The 18565-nt window shown below is 68.2% G+C and carries 19 protein-coding genes and 1 tRNA gene; 8 read left to right on the forward strand and 12 right to left on the reverse strand.

The genetic code is table 11. The features are described from left to right. Positions 1–91: 91 nt before the first annotated feature. Positions 92–2464 carry a hypothetical protein gene (locus ACQ5SP_RS03590; RefSeq protein WP_430936527.1) on the reverse strand — a complete coding sequence of 791 codons (2373 nt, stop codon included), beginning with the start codon at positions 2462–2464 and terminating at the stop codon, positions 92–94. 166 nt (positions 2465–2630) lie between these two features. Here ACQ5SP_RS03590 and ACQ5SP_RS03595 point away from each other — a divergent pair, with 166 nt between their 5' ends. Beyond that, the gene (locus tag ACQ5SP_RS03595) at positions 2631–3323 is read left to right on the forward strand and encodes an SIMPL domain-containing protein (RefSeq protein ID WP_430936529.1); all 693 of its coding nucleotides are present in this window, start codon (positions 2631–2633) and stop codon (positions 3321–3323) included. 31 nt (positions 3324–3354) lie between these two features. On the opposite strand, the gene ACQ5SP_RS03600 is transcribed toward ACQ5SP_RS03595, so the two are convergent. The 3 genes from ACQ5SP_RS03600 to rlmB form a co-directional block, all read right to left on the reverse strand. Next, positions 3355–4647: an O-acetylhomoserine aminocarboxypropyltransferase/cysteine synthase family protein gene (locus tag ACQ5SP_RS03600; RefSeq protein WP_430936531.1), complete on the reverse strand. Its 1293-nt coding sequence runs from the start codon at positions 4645–4647 to the stop codon at positions 3355–3357. Positions 4648–4805: 158 nt separating this feature from the next. Beyond that, positions 4806–5285, reverse strand: a complete 480-nt coding sequence (locus tag ACQ5SP_RS03605) for a CoA-binding protein (RefSeq protein WP_430936533.1) — start codon at positions 5283–5285, stop codon at positions 4806–4808. Positions 5286–5491: 206 nt separating this feature from the next. After that, a complete protein-coding gene (gene rlmB / locus ACQ5SP_RS03610) occupies positions 5492–6286 on the reverse strand; it encodes a 23S rRNA (guanosine(2251)-2'-O)-methyltransferase RlmB (protein ID WP_430936535.1) in 795 nt (264 codons plus the stop codon). Positions 6287–6409: 123 nt separating this feature from the next. Here rlmB and ACQ5SP_RS03615 point away from each other — a divergent pair. The 3 genes from ACQ5SP_RS03615 to ACQ5SP_RS03625 all read left to right on the forward strand — a co-directional run bounded on the left by ACQ5SP_RS03615 (position 6410) and on the right by ACQ5SP_RS03625 (position 8041). Then, positions 6410–6493 (forward strand) — tRNA-Tyr (locus tag ACQ5SP_RS03615). A 169-nt stretch (positions 6494–6662) separates the two neighbouring features. Further along, positions 6663–6941 (forward strand): hypothetical protein, encoded by a 279-nt coding sequence (locus ACQ5SP_RS03620; protein ID WP_430936537.1) that lies wholly within the window; start codon positions 6663–6665, stop codon positions 6939–6941. A 95-nt stretch (positions 6942–7036) separates the two neighbouring features. Next, positions 7037–8041, forward strand: a complete 1005-nt coding sequence (locus tag ACQ5SP_RS03625) for a hypothetical protein (RefSeq protein ID WP_430936539.1) — start codon at positions 7037–7039, stop codon at positions 8039–8041. A 62-nt stretch (positions 8042–8103) separates the two neighbouring features. Here the strand turns inward: ACQ5SP_RS03625 and ACQ5SP_RS03630 are convergent, their stop codons facing one another. The 3 genes from ACQ5SP_RS03630 to hisA form a co-directional block, all read right to left on the reverse strand. Next, positions 8104–8418, reverse strand: a complete 315-nt coding sequence (locus ACQ5SP_RS03630) for a phosphoribosyl-ATP diphosphatase (protein WP_430936541.1) — start codon at positions 8416–8418, stop codon at positions 8104–8106. Next, a complete protein-coding gene (gene hisF / locus ACQ5SP_RS03635) occupies positions 8415–9176 on the reverse strand; it encodes an imidazole glycerol phosphate synthase subunit HisF (RefSeq protein WP_430937167.1) in 762 nt (253 codons plus the stop codon). The genes ACQ5SP_RS03630 and hisF overlap by 4 nt, the downstream gene beginning before the upstream one ends. Positions 9177–9243: 67 nt before the next feature. After that, positions 9244–9969 (reverse strand): 1-(5-phosphoribosyl)-5-[(5-phosphoribosylamino)methylideneamino]imidazole-4-carboxamide isomerase, encoded by a 726-nt coding sequence (gene hisA, locus ACQ5SP_RS03640; RefSeq protein ID WP_430936543.1) that lies wholly within the window; start codon positions 9967–9969, stop codon positions 9244–9246. 170 nt (positions 9970–10139) lie between these two features. On the opposite strand from hisA, the gene ACQ5SP_RS03645 reads away from it, so the two are divergent. The 3 genes from ACQ5SP_RS03645 (at position 10140) to ACQ5SP_RS03655 (ending at position 12257) form a co-directional block, all read left to right on the forward strand. Next, positions 10140–10319, forward strand: a complete 180-nt coding sequence (locus ACQ5SP_RS03645) for a hypothetical protein (RefSeq protein WP_430936545.1) — start codon at positions 10140–10142, stop codon at positions 10317–10319. 3 nt (positions 10320–10322) lie between these two features. Beyond that, complete coding sequence (locus tag ACQ5SP_RS03650) at positions 10323–11795, forward strand: sodium:solute symporter family protein (RefSeq protein ID WP_430936547.1); 1473 nt, start codon at positions 10323–10325, stop codon at positions 11793–11795. A gap of 69 nt (positions 11796–11864) precedes the next feature. After that, positions 11865–12257 carry a DUF2147 domain-containing protein gene (locus ACQ5SP_RS03655; RefSeq protein WP_430936549.1) on the forward strand — a complete coding sequence of 131 codons (393 nt, stop codon included), beginning with the start codon at positions 11865–11867 and terminating at the stop codon, positions 12255–12257. 15 nt (positions 12258–12272) lie between these two features. Here the strand turns inward: ACQ5SP_RS03655 and hisH are convergent, their stop codons facing one another. Together hisH and hisB are read right to left on the reverse strand one after the other, a co-directional pair. Then, positions 12273–12911, reverse strand: coding sequence for an imidazole glycerol phosphate synthase subunit HisH (hisH, locus tag ACQ5SP_RS03660; RefSeq protein ID WP_430936551.1), 639 nt, complete (start codon positions 12909–12911; stop codon positions 12273–12275). 1 nt (position 12912) lies between these two features. Continuing rightward, a complete protein-coding gene (gene hisB / locus ACQ5SP_RS03665; RefSeq protein WP_430936553.1) occupies positions 12913–13500 on the reverse strand; it encodes an imidazoleglycerol-phosphate dehydratase HisB in 588 nt (195 codons plus the stop codon). A gap of 364 nt (positions 13501–13864) precedes the next feature. Here hisB and ACQ5SP_RS03670 point away from each other — a divergent pair, with 364 nt between their 5' ends. Continuing rightward, positions 13865–14989: a tyrosine-type recombinase/integrase gene (locus ACQ5SP_RS03670; RefSeq protein WP_430936555.1), complete on the forward strand. Its 1125-nt coding sequence runs from the start codon at positions 13865–13867 to the stop codon at positions 14987–14989. Positions 14990–15262: 273 nt separating this feature from the next. On the opposite strand, the gene ACQ5SP_RS03675 is transcribed toward ACQ5SP_RS03670, so the two are convergent. Genes ACQ5SP_RS03675 through ACQ5SP_RS03685 form a run of 3 tightly spaced genes read right to left on the reverse strand, consistent with a single transcriptional unit; the run spans position 15263 to position 18520 of the window. After that, positions 15263–16123: a TerB family tellurite resistance protein gene (locus ACQ5SP_RS03675; RefSeq protein WP_430936557.1), complete on the reverse strand. Its 861-nt coding sequence runs from the start codon at positions 16121–16123 to the stop codon at positions 15263–15265. Continuing rightward, a complete protein-coding gene (locus tag ACQ5SP_RS03680; protein WP_430936559.1) occupies positions 16120–16599 on the reverse strand; it encodes a hypothetical protein in 480 nt (159 codons plus the stop codon). The genes ACQ5SP_RS03675 and ACQ5SP_RS03680 overlap by 4 nt, the downstream gene beginning before the upstream one ends. 46 nt (positions 16600–16645) lie before the next feature. Then, positions 16646–18520, reverse strand: coding sequence for a hypothetical protein (locus tag ACQ5SP_RS03685; protein ID WP_430936561.1), 1875 nt, complete (start codon positions 18518–18520; stop codon positions 16646–16648). Positions 18521–18565: the final 45 nt, after the last annotated feature.

An 18565-nucleotide genomic window follows, 5' to 3' on the forward strand; every position in this document is an offset into this window, starting at 1 on the left:
GCGCGCTGGCGCGCGCCAAGACGGTTTGCGCGCCCGTGCCGGGCGCGCGGTGCCTCCGGCGGGGATATTTCCGGAACGGTGAACCGGCGGGTCAGCCGTCCCCGGGCAGTTCCAGCACGATGTTCCGGCCCCGCTTGACGTAGCGCAGCGCGTCGCGCCCGATCGCGGCGACCTGGCCGCCGTCGAGGCGGTCGCCCACCTCGACCTTGACGTAGCGCCCGTTGGAGAGCCGCACCAGCGCGCGGCGGTTCGAGGCGCTGCCATAGACACCGATCAGGTTGATCCGGTTGAGACGGATCGCGTTCTCGACCGTCGCCTGGCGCGCGACGGAGGCGCTGGTCGGCAGGGTCGGCGCGGCGGGCGCCGAGAGCGCCGCGGCCGGGGTGCGCCGCGCGGTGGAGACGACGCTCTCGAAGTTGTCGGGGCGCGGGGCCGGGGTGATCGTGGCCCGCACGGCGAGGGCCGTGCCGCCGGCGACCGGGGCGTCGGGCGCCGGCCCGGGCGTCGCGGTGGCGGTGGCGGCGGGGGCGCTTGTCCGGGGCCGTGGCCGGACCTGGGCCAGCTCGTCGCGGGTGCGCCCGCCGAGCCGCGTGATCTCGGTCTGCTCGGCCAGTCCCTCGGGGCGGGGGCGCGGTTCCTTGCCCTTGAGCGGGTTCGGGGGCGGCGGCGGCGCCGCGGCCGCCGGGCGGGCCGGTGGCACCGCGGGCGGGGAGCCGGCATAGACGGTTGTGCCGTCGGGCGTCAGCGCGCCGTCCCCGGTGGCGACGACGCGGCCGTCCGGCCCGATGTCGAAGGCCGTGCCGGCAGGCGCCGGGGGGAGGGGCGTGGGCAGGCGCGCATCGCCCGGCCCGGCCGCGTAATCGGGCAGCACCACCGGGTCCTGCGGCATGATCCGGCGGTCGCGGCCGGGAATATAGAGCTCTTCGGCGAGCCCGTCGGCCACCGGCGGCGCGGCGAGCGCCGGCGCGGTCGTGGTGTCGCCGGCGAGGCTTTGCGGGGCCGGTGCGGCGGGCACGGGTTCGGGTTCCGGCGCCAGCTCGGGATCGCTGGCGGCGGCCGCCGGGGGCGGGGTCGGGGCTGGCCCGGGCGGCGCGGTGTCGTCCGGTGGGGGCGGGGTATCCGCCGGCGCCGCCGTTTCCGGCGTGGGTGCGGGCGCGGGGGGGCGATCGGGCAGGGTTTGGCCGGCGGGTGGCAGGGCGGCCTCCTCGGCGGGGCGATCCGCGGCCTCGGTCACGGGCGGCACGGCGGGGCCGGAAAACAGCCGCGCGAGCCGGTCGCCCGGCAGGTAGAGGGCAGCCCAGATCGCCACGGCGGCCAGGAGCGCGAGCAGCACCAGGGTCACCACGAGCCCGGGCCGGACCCGGGGCTCGGCGGCGGCGGTCTCGCGCGCGCCGAAGACGGTGAGCTTGCGCGCCTCGTCATCGGGGGCGTCGCTGCCGGGGGCGAGCGACCGGGCGGCCGCGGCCGGGGGCGGTGGCGCGACGGCGCTGTCGGGTGCGGACGGCGTCGTCGCGACCGGGGCCCTGGGGGCCTTGGCCTTGCGGTTCTGCCGGCGCGAGCGGAACCGGGGCAGCGGCGCCGTCGCGGCCATGGCCGGCGGGGCCGGTTCGGCCGGCGCCGATGCCGGGTCATCCGCCACCGGGGCGGCCGGGGCGGCGGTGTCCTTGCCCCGCGTGGACCGGCTGAACATAATGGGCGGGTCCTGGTCCGGCGCCGGGGCGCCGTCGGCGGCGCTTTCCGCCGGGGCGGCGTCGTCCGCCGGGGGCGCATCCGCTGTCGCGTCGGCGGGCGCCGTGATGTCGGCCTTCGGCGAAGGAGCGTCCGGCGGCGGCGTGTCGTCTGCCGGTTCCGCGCCGGGATCCGCCGCCCCGTCGGCCGCGTCATCCGTCGGCGCGGGCGTGGCCGCGGGGGCGTCCGGCGTCGCCGGCGGTCCGATGATGATCTGCACGGGGTCGCGATCGACCGCCTCGCCCTGCCGGGCCAGCTCGGCGGCGGCGCGGGTCTCGCCGAAAACCGGCTCGGCCCCGCCGAAACGATCCTCGCCGGGGATGGCCGCGATGGCCAGCGGCAGGAATCCGTGGGCTTCCGCGAAGGCCTCGGCCTCGGCGAGGGTTTCGCGCGCGGCGACCGCCACGTGGACGCGCCCGCCCTCGTCCCGCCAGTCATAGACGAGCTCGTCCAGCGCGTAAGGCGTCTGTCCCTCGAGCGCGGCCTCGATCTGGGCGGGAATGTCGGGTCCCGGGGCGTCGATCCAGGTGTAGAGCACCTCGGATTGCGGCAGCACCAGCTTGGCCGCCAGCGGCGTGTCGGTGCCGGCAGCCCTGCGGCGCAGCGCGGCCAGGCGGGTCTCGAAACGGGGATCGTCCAGAGCGATTTCGCCCAGCCGGGTCCAGCGGTCCGCGCCGGCACGACGCAAAAGGCCGATCCCGTCATGGGACAGCGTGAGGGCGAAATCGGGTTTCATGCGTGTCGCTTAGCAAAAACCTCTGGTCGGCAGGAGTCGCGTCATGCGGGCCGTCCGGCAGTATAGCAGGAAACCGCCGAAGGCATAGGGGGCGGGGACGTGCGGCTTGCGTCCGGCCACGGGCCGGGAAGACACTGATCCTAAGCTATCGCGCCGCGGAGGTTCCATGACCCGGTCCATCCTGATCCTCGTTCTCGCCGTCCTGTCCCTGGCCGCGCCGGCCCGGGCCGCGCCGGAGATCACCGTGCAGGGGACCGGCGCGGTATCGCGCGCGCCGGACATGGCCGAGATGCGCCTCGGCGTGGTCACCGAGGCCGCCGATGCCGCGGCGGCGATGGCGCGGAACGGCGCCGCCATGACGGCGGTGATCGCGGCGCTCCGGGCCGGTGGCATCGCCGAGACCGATATCCGGACCACCGCGATCGACCTGTCGCCGCAATGGCGCCGCGACGGCGATAATCCGCCGCAGGTCGTCGCGTTCCGAGCCTCCAACAGCGTCGCGGTGACGGTCGCGGATCTCGATGCGCTCGGCGGGCTGATCGACGCCGCCATCGCGGCCGGGGCGAATCAGACGGGCGGCATCCGCTTCGGGCTTGCCGACGAGGCCGAGGCCGAGGCCGCCGACGCCGCGCGGCGCCGCGCGGTCGCGGATGCGCGGCACAAGGCCGAGATCCTGGCCGAGGCGGCCGGACACGGGCTCGGGGCCGTGCTGGACATCCGCGAGGGCGGGGCGCCCCCGGTCCCCGGCCCCATGGCGGAGATGAGCTTCGCCCGCGCCGCGGACGCCGGCACGCCGGTCGCGGCGGGCGAGCTGGCCATCCGCGCCACGGTCACGATCCGCTACGCGCTGGCGGAATGAGCCGGCCCCGCCGGGCCGGCCGCGTTCCGTCTCAGGCCGTGGCCTTGGCGAGTGCCTGGTCGAGATCGGCAATCAGGTCGTCGGCGTCCTCGATCCCGATGGACAGCCGCACCACGTTGGGCGCCGCGCCCGCGGCTTCCTGCTGTTCGGGGGTGAGCTGGCGGTGCGTTGTCGAGGCCGAGTGGATGATCAGCGACCGGGTATCGCCCAGGTTCGCCACGTGGCTGAAGATGTCGACGGAATCGACCAGCTTCACGCAGGCCTCGTAGCCGCCCTTGAGCCCGAAGGTGAAGAGCGAGCTTGCGCCCTTGGGGCAGATCCGGTCGGCCACCGCCTTGTAGGGCGAGGACTCGAGCCCGGCATAGGTGACGAAATCCACCCGCGGGTCGTCCTCGAGCCACTTGGCCACCTTTTCGGCGTTCTCGACGTGGCGCTGCATCCGCAGGCTCAGCGTCTCGATCCCCATCAGCGTGTAATGGGCGGCTTGCGGGTTCAGCGTCATGCCCAGGTCGCGCAGCCCGATCGCGATGCCGTGGAAGGTGAAGGCGAGCGGGCCGAAGGTCTCGTGGAACTTGAGCCCGTGATAGGCGGGCTCGGGCTGCGAGAGCGAGGGGAACTTGTCGGACGCCGACCAGTCGAACTTGCCCGAGTCGACGATGCAGCCGCCGGTGACGGTGCCGTTGCCGGTCAGGTACTTGGTCATGGAATGGACCACCAGGGTCGCGCCGTGCTCGATCGGGCGGCAGAGATAGGGCGTCGCGGTGGTGTTGTCGACGATCAGCGGGATGCCCGCCGCGTCGGCGATTTTGGCCATGGCGTCGAGGTCGGTCACGTAGCCGCCCGGGTTGGCAATGGATTCGCAGAAGATCGCCCGGGTGTCGTCGTCGATCGCGGCCTTCACCGCGTCGAGGTCGTCGGTATCCACGAATTTCGCCGACCAGCCGAAGCGCTTGATGGTCTGGCTGAACTGGGTGACCGTGCCGCCGTAAAGCCGGGTGGAGGAGACGACGTTCTTGCCGGGACCCATCAGCGGGAACAGCGCCATGATCTGGGCCGCGTGCCCGGACGAGCAGCAGACCGCGCCCTGGCCGCCCTCGAGCGCGGCCATGCGTTCCTGCAGCGCCGCCACGGTCGGGTTCGTCAGGCGCGAGTAGATGTACCCCACTTCCTGAAGGTTGAAGAGCGCCGCGGCATGGTCCGCGTCGCGGAACACGTAGGACGTGGTCTGGTAGATCGGAATCTGGCGGGCGCCTGTGGCCGGGTCGGGCCGGGCGCCGGCATGGATCAGAAGCGTGTCGAATCCGGGGCTGCGCTGTTCGGACATCTCGGGTCTCCCTTGTGGTGTTTGGCGCCGAAGGTATGGCATCGCTCGCGCCCGCACAACGCCAAGCACGCGGCAAAGAACGCGGGTGTGGCAACTGCCGGCGGCGGCGAACCGGGTTCCGCTCCGCCCCCCGCGCGGCGGATCGGCGTCCCGGCCGTTCAAAGCCTCGAGGAGATGATCCCGGTGTTGAACCCGCCCATCCGCAACTCGCCGAAGAGGCGCTGGTACTCGATCTTGGGGCAGCGGTTCTGGATCACGGTGACGCCGCGCGCCTCGGCCCTGGCCGCCGCCTCGGCATGACGGACGCCGATCTGCATCCAGATCACCTTGAGATCGGGAAACCGGTCGAGCGCCTGATCGACGATGCCCGGCACGGCCTCGGAGCGCCGGAAGATGTCGACGACATCCACCGGGATATCGGCGGGAATGGCAGAGAGTTCGGGATAGACCGTTTCGCCGTACAGCGTCTCGCCCGCATGGCCCGGGTTGACCGGGATCACCCGGAACCCCTTGAGCCCCAGGTAGCGCGCGACATAGTTCGACGGGCGCACCGGGTTCATCGATACGCCGACGCAGGCAAAGACCTTGGCGGTCGTCAGGATATGGCGCAGCAGCGCCTCGGATGGGGTTTCTGTCATGGCCCTCTCCTAGCGGGCATGCGCCCGGCGAACCATAAAAAAAGCGCCCGAGATGGACTCCCGGGCGCAAGTACGGAACGAGGGACAGTGAAGTGAAGCGCGAAGTTCCGTGATCGCGCCTCCGCCTAACTACATAGGCAGTGCTTCTCCGCGGTCCAGAGCATGTAATAAAGTCGTGAACGGAGGACGAACATGCAGGGGAGGGATCAGCGCCCCCGCGTCGCCGCGTAAAGCGCGACCGCCGCCGCGTTCGAGACGTTGAGCGACCCGAACGCGCCCGCCGCCGGAATCCGGATCAGCCCGTCGCAGCTGTCACGGGTGAGCTGGCGCAGACCGGGTCCCTCGGCCCCCATCACCAGGGCCACCGGCTGCCCGGTCAGCCGGCCGGCGGCCGCGTCCAGCGTTTCGGTGGCCGCGCCGTCGAGACCGAGCAGCGTGTAGCCCATCTCGCGCAGGCGTCCCATCGCGCGGGCCAGGTTCGGCACGCGCAGATAGGGCTGACGTTCCAGCGCGCCGGAGGCCGTCTTGGCCAGCGCGCCCGTCTCGGGGGCGGAATGACGGTGCGGCGCGATCACGGCGCGCGCGCCGAAGACCTCGGCCGAGCGCAGGATCGCGCCGACGTTATGCGGATCGGACACCCGGTCCAGGCAGACCACCACCGGCGCGCCGTCCCCGGGCGCGCAGCGCTCGGCCAGCCCGCCCCAGTCGAGCGGCCGAACCTCGAGTGCGGCGCCCTGGTGGACCGATTGCGGATCGAGCGGCGCGGGAAACTTGCGCGCATCCGCGATCTCGGGCGCCATGCCGGAGGCGGCGATCTCGGCGGCCAGCTTGTCGGCGGCGTTGCGGGTCACGACCAGGCGCAACCGCGCGCGCGCCGGGTTCGCCAGGGCGTCGCGGACGGCGTGCAGCCCGAACAGCCAGACGGTCTCGCGCGCCGCGCGGCGGCGGCCCTTTTCCTTGTCGATCACCCAATCGGGCTTGCGGCGTTTGTCCTGGGTCATGGGCGCGCAGATTGGGCCGTCGCGGGGCCCGCTGCAAGCGCCAATCGCGGGGGATTTTCCTGTTGACGGGCCGGGGGCGCCCAAGTATCCAGACGCCCATTCGCGCGGGGCCACCCGCCGCGAGGGCGACGCGCTGCAAGGTGCGGCAGCGGACTGTAAATCCGCCGGGGAGACCCATGCCTGGTTCGATTCCAGGGTCGCCCACCACTTTCCCGATCCGTCATGCCACCGGACAGGGGCGGCGCAGCACAAAGCGCCGACACTTTTCCACAATTCCTCACACTTCGGCACCGCCCGCGGAAATGCTGGCAACCTGCGCCGGGCTTCCTCGATCCCGGGGGCAATCCCGCCCCTGGAACCGTCTGCGAGGTGTCCGATGCAAACCGCGAAACCGGGATTTCTTGCAAGCCGCGTCGCCGAAGATGCCTTCGGGGCGCTGCCGAACCTGATCGTGGCCGGCGGCCTGGCGCTCGGCGCCGCGGCGCTGTTCATCCAGATGAACGGCCGGCCGGCGGACATGCCACCCGTCGCCGAGCCGCCGCAGATGGTGCGCCAGGTGACCACGCCGGCCCCGGTCGCGGCCCGGCCCTCCCTGCCGGAGCGCCGCCGCGACGTGCTGCGCCAGCTGCTCGCCGCGCCCGTGGCCGCCCGCTAGGATCCCGGCGCCGCCCGACCCGGCGGCAGCGTTCGGGTTTCCGCAAGGCCTATTGCGGGTATACTGCGCCCGAGTAACGAGTGCGGGTGCCGTTCATGGCCGGGGCGCAGGCGCCAGACCCTTTCAACGTTCTTGCAGTCGTGCAGCGCGGGCGGCTGGAATACGAGGCGGTTCTCTTCGCCGCCTCTTTCCGGGCGACCAATCCGGGCTTCCGGGGGCGGCTGATCTTCGCGGAGCCGCAGCCGGGTCCGCTCTGGCCGGGCGATCCGCGCATATCGGATCCGGCGGTGCGCGCGCTGCTGGCCGACCGCTTCGACGCCGAGATCCGCCCCTTCGAAAGCCGGGCCTTCGGCGCCGGCTACCCGCATGGCAACAAGATCGAGGGCTTGTCGGTGCTGCCGCCCGACAGCCCGTTCGTGTTCTTCGACACGGACACGCTGTTTCTCGACCGGCTCGACCGCGTGCCCTTCGATTTCGACCGGCCCACCGCCTCGGCCGCGGTCCGGGGCACCTGGCCCGTTCCAACGCTTTACGGGCCGGGCTACACGGCGATCTGGCGCGCGCTCTACGACCGCTTCGGGCTCGACTTCGAGCGCACGCTCGACCGCGCGCAGCCCGACGAGCACTGGGCGCGCTATCTCTATTTCAACGCCGGCTGGTTCTTCCACCGCGATCCGCGCCGGTTTCACCGCCTCTACCTCCGCTATGCCCGGTCGATCCGCGACGATCCGCCGGCGGAACTGGCGCTCCAGCCGCTCGACCCCTGGCTCGACCAGGTCGCGCTGCCGCTGGTGATCCACGCGCTCGGCGGCGGGCGCGGCACGCTGCCGCCGGGCCTGCTCGACGGGGCGGTGAGCTGTCACTGGCGGGTGCTGCCGTTGTTCTATGCCCGCGAGAGCGCGGAGAAGATCGCCTGGATGGAAGAGGTCGCCGCGCCGAACCGGGTCAAGACGGTGCTGAAGGCCTATGCGCCGTTCCGGCGGATGATCTACCAGGGGCGCGGCCACAAGGCGCGCGCGCTGTTCGACCGCGACGGCCTGCCGCGCCGCGAGCAGGCGATCCGGAACCGGCTCAGGCGCGCCGGGCTCTGGATGCGCTAGCGTGCGCCTTCATCGTTCCGGAAATATCCCCGCCGGAGGCATGAAATCCCGGCGCGCGGCGCTCAGCCCCGGCGCGCGGCCTTCTCGGCCACGCCGCTCGTTCCCTCGCGCCGTTCCAGCTCGGCCAGGACGTCGGCCAGCTTCACCCCGCGCGATTCGAGCATCACCACAAGGTGAAAGAGCACGTCCGCCGCCTCGGCGGCCAGGCCGTCGCGGTCCCCCTGCGCGGCGGCGATGATCGCCTCGACGGCCTCCTCGCCGAATTTCTCGGCGCATTTCGCCGGCCCCTCGGCCAGCAGCCGCGCGGTCCAGCTCGTCTCGGGGTCGGCATCGCGGCGGGCCGCGACGGTTTCGGCCAGTCGGTCCAGTACGTTCATTCCAGCCTCACGGGGATGCCCGCGGCGGCCATGTGTTCCTTGGCCTCGCGGATGGTGTATTCGCCGAAGTGGAAGATCGAGGCCGCCAGCACCGCCGAGGCGTGCCCCTCGGTGACGCCCTCGACCAGGTGATCCAGCGTGCCGACGCCGCCCGAGGCGATGACGGGAATGTTGACGGCGTCCGCGATCTTCCGCGTCAGCGCGAGGTTGAAGCCCGCCCGCGTGCCGTCGCGATCCATCGAGGTCAGCAGGATCTCCCCCGCGCCCTTGGCCGCCACGGTGCGGGCGAAGTCGACCGCGTCCACGCCGGTGGCCCGGCGCCCGCCATGGGTGAAGATCTCCCATGTGCCGGGCGACACGGTCTTGGCGTCGATGGCGACCACGATGCACTGGTCGCCGAACTTGTTGGCGGCCCGTGCGACGACGTCGGGATCCGCCACCGCGGCGGAGTTGAACGACACCTTGTCCGCGCCGGCCAGAAGCAGCTGGCGGACGTCCTCGACGGTCTTGACGCCGCCGCCGACGGTCAGCGGCATGAAGCATTGCTCGGCGGTCCGGGCGGCCACGTCATACATGGTGCCGCGGTTCTCGTGGGTGGCGTTGATGTCGAGGAAGCAAAGCTCGTCCGCGCCGGCCGCGTCATAGGCCTTGGCGGCCTCCACCGGGTCGCCGGCATCGACGAGATCGACGAAGTTCACGCCCTTGACCACGCGCCCGTCGGCGACGTCCAGGCAGGGGATGACACGGGTCTTCAGCATCTCGGGTTCCTCGGTCTCGCGGCCGTGTTCTAGGCGCATTCGCGCCCCGATGCCAGCGGCTTGGGCCTCAGCCGTCCCGGAGCGCGGCGAGCGCCGCGCCGAGATCGAGCGCCCCGTCATAGAGCGCCCGGCCGGAAATCGCCCCGGCCAGCGGCGCCCCGCAGTCGCGCAGCGCGATCAGGTCCGCGAGCGACGAGACGCCGCCCGACGCGATGACCGGGATCGACACCGCGCGGGCGAGCGCGGCGGTGGCCGCCACGTTCGGGCCCTGCATGGCGCCGTCGCGCTCGATATCGGTGTAGATGATCGCGGCGACCCCGGCATCCTCGAAGCTCCGGGCGAGGTCGACCACGTCATGCTCGGTCTCCTCGGCCCAGCCGCGGGTCGCGACCTTGCCGTTGCGGGCGTCGAGCCCGACGGCCACCTTGCCCGGGAAGGCCGCCGCCGCCTCGCGCACCAGCGCCGGGCGTTCCACCGCGACGGTGCCGAGAATCACGCGGGCCAGCCCCTTGTCGAGCCAGGTCTCGATCTGGTGCATCTCGCGGATGCCGCCACCGAGCTGGCAGGGCACGTCGACCGCCCCGAGGATCGCCTCGACGGCGTCGCCGTTGACCGGGTGCCCGGCGAAGGCGCCGTTCAGGTCGACCAGATGCAGCCAGTCGCACCCCGCCGCGGCGAAGGCCCGCGCCTGGCCGGCCGGGTCGTCGTTGAAGACCGTCGCGGCATCCATCTCGCCGCGCAGGAGCCGCACGCAATTGCCGTCCTTGAGGTCGATGGCGGGGAAGAGGATCATGGGCGCCGTCCTTGCCGGGAAAACTCGCGCGGGTGATAGCGCCATGCGCGGGCAGAGGAAACCCCCGCCGCGCGCCAAGTTGACGTGGGGTCACGTTCGCGGTTGTTCCCCCGCCCGTGACAGGTTAGCCCTTGGCACGGTTTCTGGCGCAGAACGCAGGGGTCACTGGCATGAACGGATTCGCAACCTGGCTGGCGCTCGTGGGCGCGGTCATCCTGGCCGGCATCGCGGTGCCTTACGGGCTGCTTGGCGGCGGCGTGGCCTCTCTCGACATCTTCTGGTTCTGGTGCGCCTTCGGCGTGGCGGTCGTCGTTCTGATCGTCGCCGGCGTCTCGCGCTGGAGGGTCTGAGCCATGATCGAACCCTATCTGGTCTGGGGCGCGGTGATCGCCTTTGCCGTGATCGGCGGCTTCATCGTCTACGCCGCGGCGCGCGGCAATACCGGGACCGCGGCCGACTACTACCTCGGCGGGCGGCATCTCGGCGGCATGGTCTCGGGGCTGTCCTATGCCGCGACGACCTATTCGGCCTTCATGCTGGTCGTGCTGACCGGGCTGACCTATCGCGGCGGTGTGGGCGCGCTGGGCTTCGAGCTGGTCTATTTCTCGGGCCTCACGCTGCTGGTCGTCTTCGGGCCGCGCTTCTGGCTGGCGGCCCGGAAATGGGGCTTCATCACCCCCGCCGAGATGCTGGGCGCACGCTATGGCGACCGCAACATCGCGCGGCTGGTGGCGGTGCTGAGCCTCGTCTTCCTGATGCCCTACTGCACGACGCAAATGGCCGGGATCGGGCTCTTGCTGTCGGGGGTGACGGGCGGCGAGATCAGCCTGCCGGTGGCCATCGCCATCGGCGCGGTGCTGGCGATCTTCTGGACGCTGGTGGCTGGGCTGCGCTCGGTCGCCTGGACCGATGCGGGGCAGGCGGCCGTGATGCTGGTCTCGGGGATCCTGGCGGTGGGGTTCGCGGTTTCCTTCATCGGCGGGCTCGACGTCTTCACGGCCAAGGTGACCGCGGAGAGCGGCGCATGGCTCGACGTCCCGGGCCCGGGGCTCTGGGCCTTTCCGACCTTCATCGCGCTGGCGTTGCCGTGGTTCTTCTTCCCGCTCTCCAACCCCCAGGTCAGCCAGCGTCTCTTCGTGGTCGAGGACATGGCCGCGATGCGGCGGATGATCCTCTGGGTGCTGGGCTTCGGCCTGGTCTTCACGCTGATCGCGGTGATCTGGGGCTTCGCGGCGCTGGTGATCGCACCCGGGCTTGAGAACCCGGCCAGCGCGACGCCGACCCTGCTGGGCTCGGGTGCGGTGCCGGTCGCGGTCAGCCTGCTGCTGATCGTCGGCATCCTGTCGGCCGCCGTCTCCACGCTCGATTCCATCGCGCTGACGCTGGGCTCGATGGTGGCGCGCGACCTGATGCGCCAGGGCGAGGGGCGCGACGCGCGCCAGATCTTCATCGGCCGCGTGGTGGTGGTGCTGGTCGTGCTGTTCGCCGCCGGCTTCGCGGTGCGCGAGGCGGCGATCGTCGACCAGCTGGCGGCGCTGTCGGCGGCGGGGCTGATCGTGACGGTGCCCGCGACGATCGGCGCCTTCTTCTGGCGTGGCGGCACCGCCTGGGGCGTGCTGGCCTCGCTTCTGGGCGGCGCGACGACGGCGATCTGGCTGGCGATGGTCGCGGGTGTCAGCGTTTTCGACCCGACGCTGGCGCTGACCGTGATCGCGGTGACGGTGGGGCTCTTCGTGGGCGTGAGCCTCGTCACCCGGCCGCGGGCCGATGCGCTCGACTTCAAGGGCGCGCTGCGTCCCGAGCTTGACCGGATGGGGGCCTGGTAGACCCCACGTCAATCTTGCCCGATCCCGCGGGGTGGTCCCAGTCTGGGGCCCTCACGAGGGAGGAAAACCATGAAACGTCTTGCACGCGCCTTTGCCGCGGGCCTCTTGCTCGCGGGGCCCGCGGCCGCGGACCCGGCCACCGGGCTCTGGAAAACGGAGCCCGGCGATGACGGCGCCTTCGCCCATGTCCGCATCTATTCCTGCGCGCCGCATCTCTGCGGGGTGATCGAGGCCGCCTTCGACCGCGCCGGGGCGCCGGTCGAGAGCGACACCGTCGGAAAGCGCATGATCTGGGACATGCGCCCCGAGGGCGGCGGCTATGGCGGCGGCAAGATCTGGGCGCCGGACCGCGACAAGGTCTACCGCGCGCAGATGGCGCTGCAGGGGAACCGGCTGACGGTCGAGGGGTGTATCCTGGGCGGCCTGGCCTGCCGGGGGCAGGACTGGACACGGCTGCGCTGAGCCGTCAGGCGCCGCTCAGGGGCGCCACTTGAGGAAGTTGGCGATCAGGTGCAGCCCGGTGCGCTGGCTCTTTTCCGGGTGGAACTGGGTGCCGAAAAGGTTGTCGCGCGCCACCGCCGCGGTGATCTCGCCGCCGTAATCAACATGGGCGGCGCGATGGGCCGGATCGGCGGTCCGGAAATGGTAGCTGTGCACGAAATAGGCGTGATCGCCCGTGCCGATGCCCCCGAGGACCGGGTGGGGGGTGTCGATCACCAGTTCGTTCCAGCCCATATGCGGCACCTTCAGCGCCGGGTCCGCGGGCTCGATCGCGACGACCTCGCCGGCGATCCAGCCGAAGCCCTCGGTCACGGCGTATTCGCGGCCGCGGTCGGCCATCATCTGCATGCCGACGCAGATGCCGAGAAAGGGCTTGCCGCCGGCGATGACCGCGGCCTCGATCGCGTCGAAGAGCCCGTCATAGGCCGCGAGCCCGGCCCGGCAGTCGGCGAAGGCGCCGACGCCCGGCAGAACGACACGGTCGGCCGCGGCGACGACATCGGGGTCGGACGTCACCACGACCGGGCCCGCGCCGGTTTCCGCCGCCATCCGCTGAAAGCTCTTCTCGGCGGAGTGGAGGTTCCCGGAGCCGTAATCGATGATCGCCGTCGTCACGTCAGAGCGCCCCCTTGGTCGACGGGACGTCGTCGGCCTTGCGGGGATCGGTCTCCACCGCGTCTCGGAGCGCCCGCGCGACCGCCTTGAAGGCGGCCTCGGCGATGTGATGGCTGTTGATCCCGTGCAGCCGGTCCACGTGCAGGGTGATGCCGCCATGGGTGGACAGCGCCTGGAAGAACTCGCGCACCAGCTCGGTGTCGAAACCGCCGATCCTGTCGGAGGGGAAATCGACGTTCCAGACCAGGAAGGGTCGGCCCGACAGATCGAGCGCGGCGCGCAGCAGCGCGTCGTCCATCGGCAGAAGGCAGGCGCCGTAGCGCCGGATGCCGCGCTTGTCGCCGAGCGCCTCCGCCAGCGCCTGGCCAAGCGCGATCCCGGTATCCTCGACCGAGTGGTGGTCGTCGATATGGGTATCGCCCTCACAGCGCACGGTCATGTCGATCAGCGCGTGCCGCGCCAACTGGTCGAGCATGTGGTCGAAGAACCCGACCCCGGTCCGGTTGTCGTAGCGGCCGGTGCCGTCGAGATCGAGTTCCACGGTGATCGCGGTCTCGGCCGTCTTGCGGGTGATCGTGGCCTTGCGCATGGCGTGCCCCTTCTTGCGGTTCGCGCGGGTTATAGGCGCCCGGCGCGCGCAGGGGAAGGGGGGCAGCGCATGGCGCGGCCACCTAGGCGGGCCGCCGTCGCGGGGCAGCCACAAGGACGCCCCGAACACCGCCTGATCTTTCTTGGAAGTTTCTGGAGCGGGCGATGCCCTTTGCCAGCGTTTTCAATGACCTTCAAAATCGTTCAAGTCATTGTTTTGAAATAATTAGTTACTGGATATTCCTTTCACTATTGCCCAGCCTTGATCACTCAAGGGAGCCCTCAATGGGGGATTTTTGAGGGGGTATTCGATTGGAGATGGAAGGAGGACATGTTTGCTACGCGCTAGGAACAAATTGACAACATTGCAGGTCAAACACCTGCCGTCTGGAAAGTATCCCGATGGTGCAGGCTTATGGCTGGTTAAGCGCAATGACGGTGGTGGCCAGTGGATACAACGAGTGACGATCCATGGCAGACGTCGCGAAATGGGTCTTGGAAGCATTCGTGACGTCTCACTCAAGGAAGCACGCGAGCTCTCCGAAGAAGCGCGCGCTCTGGCGCGAAGGGGAAAAGATCCCATCAAGGTCCGACAGGCTCGTCGTCGTGAAGCCGCACGTGCCCAGAACACTTTACGCGACGTGGCGATCGCGTGTTTCGAGGCGCGAAAAGCTACTCTGAAAAACGAGGGGAAGGCCACCAGATGGATGGGCCCCTTGAACAATCATGTTCTTCCCAAACTCGGAGGCGTTCCAGTCACCGAGCTCGACCAGAACGACGTCAAGAACACGCTCGCCCCCGTTTGGCACAAGAAGCCCGTCGTGGCTCGGACCGCGTTGGAGAGGCTGGGCATGGTCATGCAATACGCTGCAGCGATGGGGCTCGACGTCGACATGCAGCTCACTGCCAAGGCCAAGGCGCTCCTCGGGCGGCAGCGGCACAAAGTGCAGCATACTCCGGCCATGGCTTGGCAAGACGTGCCGGCGTTTTTCGCGTCTCTCGATCAATGCTCGCCAGCACATCTTGCGCTTCGTTTTCTGATCTTGACGGCCGTGCGATCCACCGAAGCGCGCCTCTTCAACTTCGCAGAATTGCAGGGAAATATATGGTCGATCCCGGGCGACCGGATGAAAGGCGGCAAAGAGCATCGAGTACCACTTTCCGATGAAGCCTTGCAGATCCTCGAAGATGCCCGGGCTTTCGAAAATGACGGCTTCCCTTTCATAGGTAACAAGGGAAAACCTCTGTCCGACATGACATTGTCCCAGCTGATGAAGCGTCGCGGCCTGAATTCACGGCCGCATGGATTTCGGAGCTCCTTCAGGACTTGGTGCGCCGAAATGACGGACACGCCGCGCGAGGTCGCCGAGGCCGCACTGGCTCACATATCGGGTGGGAAGGTCGAGCGGGCTTATAGGCGGACCGATTACTTGGATTTGCGACGTGACCTGATGGCTCGCTGGGCCGATCATGTGACAGTCACGCACTAGAAATTTCGGCCGAGTATTCCGCCTTATCTATCAGTGCTAGATGCGGACTAAAGAGAGCCGAGCAATCCGAGTGTTGAAATAACGGAGTGGGCGCCCCAGAAAAAAAGCAACACACCGATGGCCGCCAAGGGTTGCAATCCGGTCCGGGCTAGGCCGATTCCGATGGCGCAAACAATGAGCGGTACAAGTATGGCGCTCAAACGGTTCTCCCCCGGGCGCGACTATCGGCTAGTCATTCTCAGCGCTTTCGTCTGAAAGCGAGAAGAAAAAACCTTAACCTCGGCTGACTTTCTTGAACTTTTTCAACGATCCGAGTCGGTCGCTCAAGGCCGAAGCGCCCCTACGAATTTTCCGCTTCAGCGAAAATTTGCCCTCTGTCGAAAGGATCTGATCGATCCTGTCTATTGCCATCTCTTCGCGTTCGTCGATCGCTCCGTCGGCTTCGGTTATCTCGGTCAAGAAATTCGTGATCTCTTTCGACATGGCGCCGTAATTGCAGTCCGGGTTCTTCTTCTTGAAGTCTGCCAACGTCGACGTGAGATCCCTAATCGAGTGCTGATCGAGCCTATCCTCGGCGAACGACAAGCCTTGGGTGACGAATTTCTCCGAATATCCCCACTGCCGTACGAAGTAGTCCGAGATGTGTGCTCGTTCGCGCTCGTGGATCTCTCCGTCGATGTCCGCGACCTTCAGGGCCAAGGGAGCGAGAAGATCGAAGAGGCCGAGGGCCAAGACGTCCATGGGTGTGTTTATGAAATCCGGAACGACGGTCACACGATTGGAGCTCGTGTTCTTCAGGTAGCGCGTGATGCCCAGCCATGCACCTCCGGACAGCACGCCCGCTGCGACGACCCAGCCGATCGGCGTGGTCGCCGTCCCTATCCCGATCGCGGTCCAGATCGTCTTTGCACCGAAGAGGCTCGAAGCCACTGCCGACGAACTCGCCACGGAAGCTCCACTGAGGGCGACGCCTGCGACGTCCCAAGCCTCCAGGACCGAGTTCTTGATCCTGAGCGAGGTGTAGGCGTCTTCGCCGATGCCCAGTTTCGCCTTGAAGCGGAGCGGGTCGTCGACGACAGTCTCGACGTCCTCGAACCAGTCTTCTCTTTCTTCTTTCTGCATGGCGATCGTCACGTCTTGAGAGGGTCGAAGGCCGCATTCGCCTCCGCGATGCGTCTCAGTAGCATCTTGTCGCGAATGTCCTGTTTCGCCCCCAGCACCAGACCCAGGGCCGCGAATAGCGGCGCCGCGATCGGCCCGAGAACTAAGCCGACGAAGGGTATGGACGAGACCAAGAAACCCAGTGTCGCGCCCAAGATCGTACCGGACGTCGCCGACGGAAACTCCGCCATTATCTTCATCACGCCGTCTAAGATCTTTCGGCCGATCCTCACGATCATCGATCCCGCGCGGACCGATACCTTCGCGATCGTGTAGAGGACCGACTTGGCATCGGCGGACAGATCGAGAGTGGAAATCCGGCGCCGGAGTTCCTCGTCCGAGAAGTCGAATTCCAGAAGGTCTCGGATCGAGTCCTCGGTGCAATCCGGGGCCTCGAATTTTACGGTGTTCCCGTTTCGAGGGTCTTTCGCTTCCAGCAACATGGTCATCTCTCCCTAGACGTCTCTGAACCGCAAATTGATGGGATGATTTTGACTATTTGACGGCGATGTCGCCGGTTTCCCGCCCATCGATCGTTTCGTGCATCTCGTCTCTCCATTCGTCGATCGCCGAAACGATCTGCCCTCTCAGCTCCTCGCGCCTGACCATCTCTTCGAGCTCGATCATCATCTTGTCGACGCTCAAACCGACCACGACGGCGCCCAACGCTGCACCGCCGGCGGCGCCTGCCGCCGTCCCGGCGCCAGGCACCACGCTGCCCAATATGCCGCCGGCGATGCCGCCCAGGGTCGTCCCGAGCGTCCCTGCCGCCAGTTTGGACGACGCGAGCTTCGAGAGGGCCTTGGCCGCCATCTTGATCGCACCCTTCGCGGCGAGTTTCTTGACGATCACGGCACTCACCACGCCTGCCGCCGCTGCGCCCGTCCCGGTGATGCGCAATCTATCGGCGAAATCCTCCATCATGTCCTGGGTCATGCTCTCGACTTCCCAACACGGAAGGCGGCTGCAGCTCAGGATCACCTCGACGCGAGCGCCTGCGGGCACGTTCATTCTCCGAGATTCGACGATCTCTTCTGCCTCGGCGACGATCTCTTCGGTGATTTCGGGGACCTTTTCGTCGATGCGGGCATCGGAGATCAATTTCTCCAATTCCGAGGTGGGAGCGTTTCTCTCGAGTGCCTGTCTGAGATCACGGCGTAGGCTCTTCTCGAGACTGCCTGCCATCATCGCAGCGATCCGTCTGTATTCGCCGACCAGGCTGTAGTACTCGTCCAGAAACGGATCCACGTTGTCGATCATGACGTCGGCGGCGCCGTCGATCGCATCTTTGATCTTCGTCTTCTCGACGTCTTCGAAGTCGGCGAGCTTGAGGAGCGACGTCTGGCGCAGCTCCGAGACCGTACCGGGGCTCGTGTAGATACCACGGATCTCTTCCACGATGACGACGATCCTCTCGGTCGAGCGCGCCAATCGTCTGACTGGGCGATCTTCGGGGGGCATCATCTGGAGCGTCGCGTCGACGTTCGCGGCGAGCGGCGCCCAAACGAATGCGAGCGCAAAGGTGGCGATGCCCACCGTCCAGCCGATGGCGCTGCGCGTTGGTTTCGGGGGCGACGGCGATGCGTCGGAAGGCATGATCGCTCGGAGCAATTGCGAGTGAGGCATCGCAGCGAGGGCCAAGAAGGAAGACATCGTCCATGCGAGACCGACGCTCACGGTTCCGAACACCAAGATCGACAAGACGCGCGAGTTCTCTCCGGCCTCGGAGGCTTTCCCTATGATGTAGGCCTCGAAGTTCTCCAGTAGGCGCGCAAAGGCGAGCAGTTCTGAAATCAATGCACTCGGCGCTTCCAATTCTTCGAAGATATTCGACAACTGTTCTGCGGGCAGGGGCTCGGGCGTGAAATACCCTGTCAGTGCCATGGCCACGGACAGGAGCACGATGGTGAACGTCGTGATCCAATGGGCGATCGATACCGGCCGGATGGTCTTGAAAGGCTCCACGTAATGGGGCCCGAAATTCGCCTGGGAGTATTTCAAGGCGACCCAAAAGATCGGTACACCGAGAATGAAAGGTAGCCATTCGATAGGATCCACGGGCGATAGCACCGGGATCAGAACGAGGGCGGTGAGTGCACCGTAGAACGTGGACAGGATCACCAGGCGTAAGGCGGTTCCCGACAACAACCGGCGCAGAAAGCTGGCACTGGTAAAGACCGATAGTGTGTGGCCGCGTCTGACTGCGGCGAACACACTCGACACCATCACCAAGGGTGCGGTGATGATGGGTACGGCTAGAACGAAGGCCCAGACGTCGAAATTACGGACCGCCGCCAGCAGTGCTCCCAGCAAACAAAAAGCTGCGACGCACTTGATGGCGTATCGAAAAAAATCTTTGCGTTCAAACAACGATCCTACCTCGGAAATACGTTTCGAGGTCGAACTCGACGATAA

It is taken from the genome of Rhodovulum sp. YNF3179, from assembly GCF_050586465.1.
In the GTDB taxonomy this organism is placed as follows: domain Bacteria; phylum Pseudomonadota; class Alphaproteobacteria; order Rhodobacterales; family Rhodobacteraceae; genus CAJXYS01.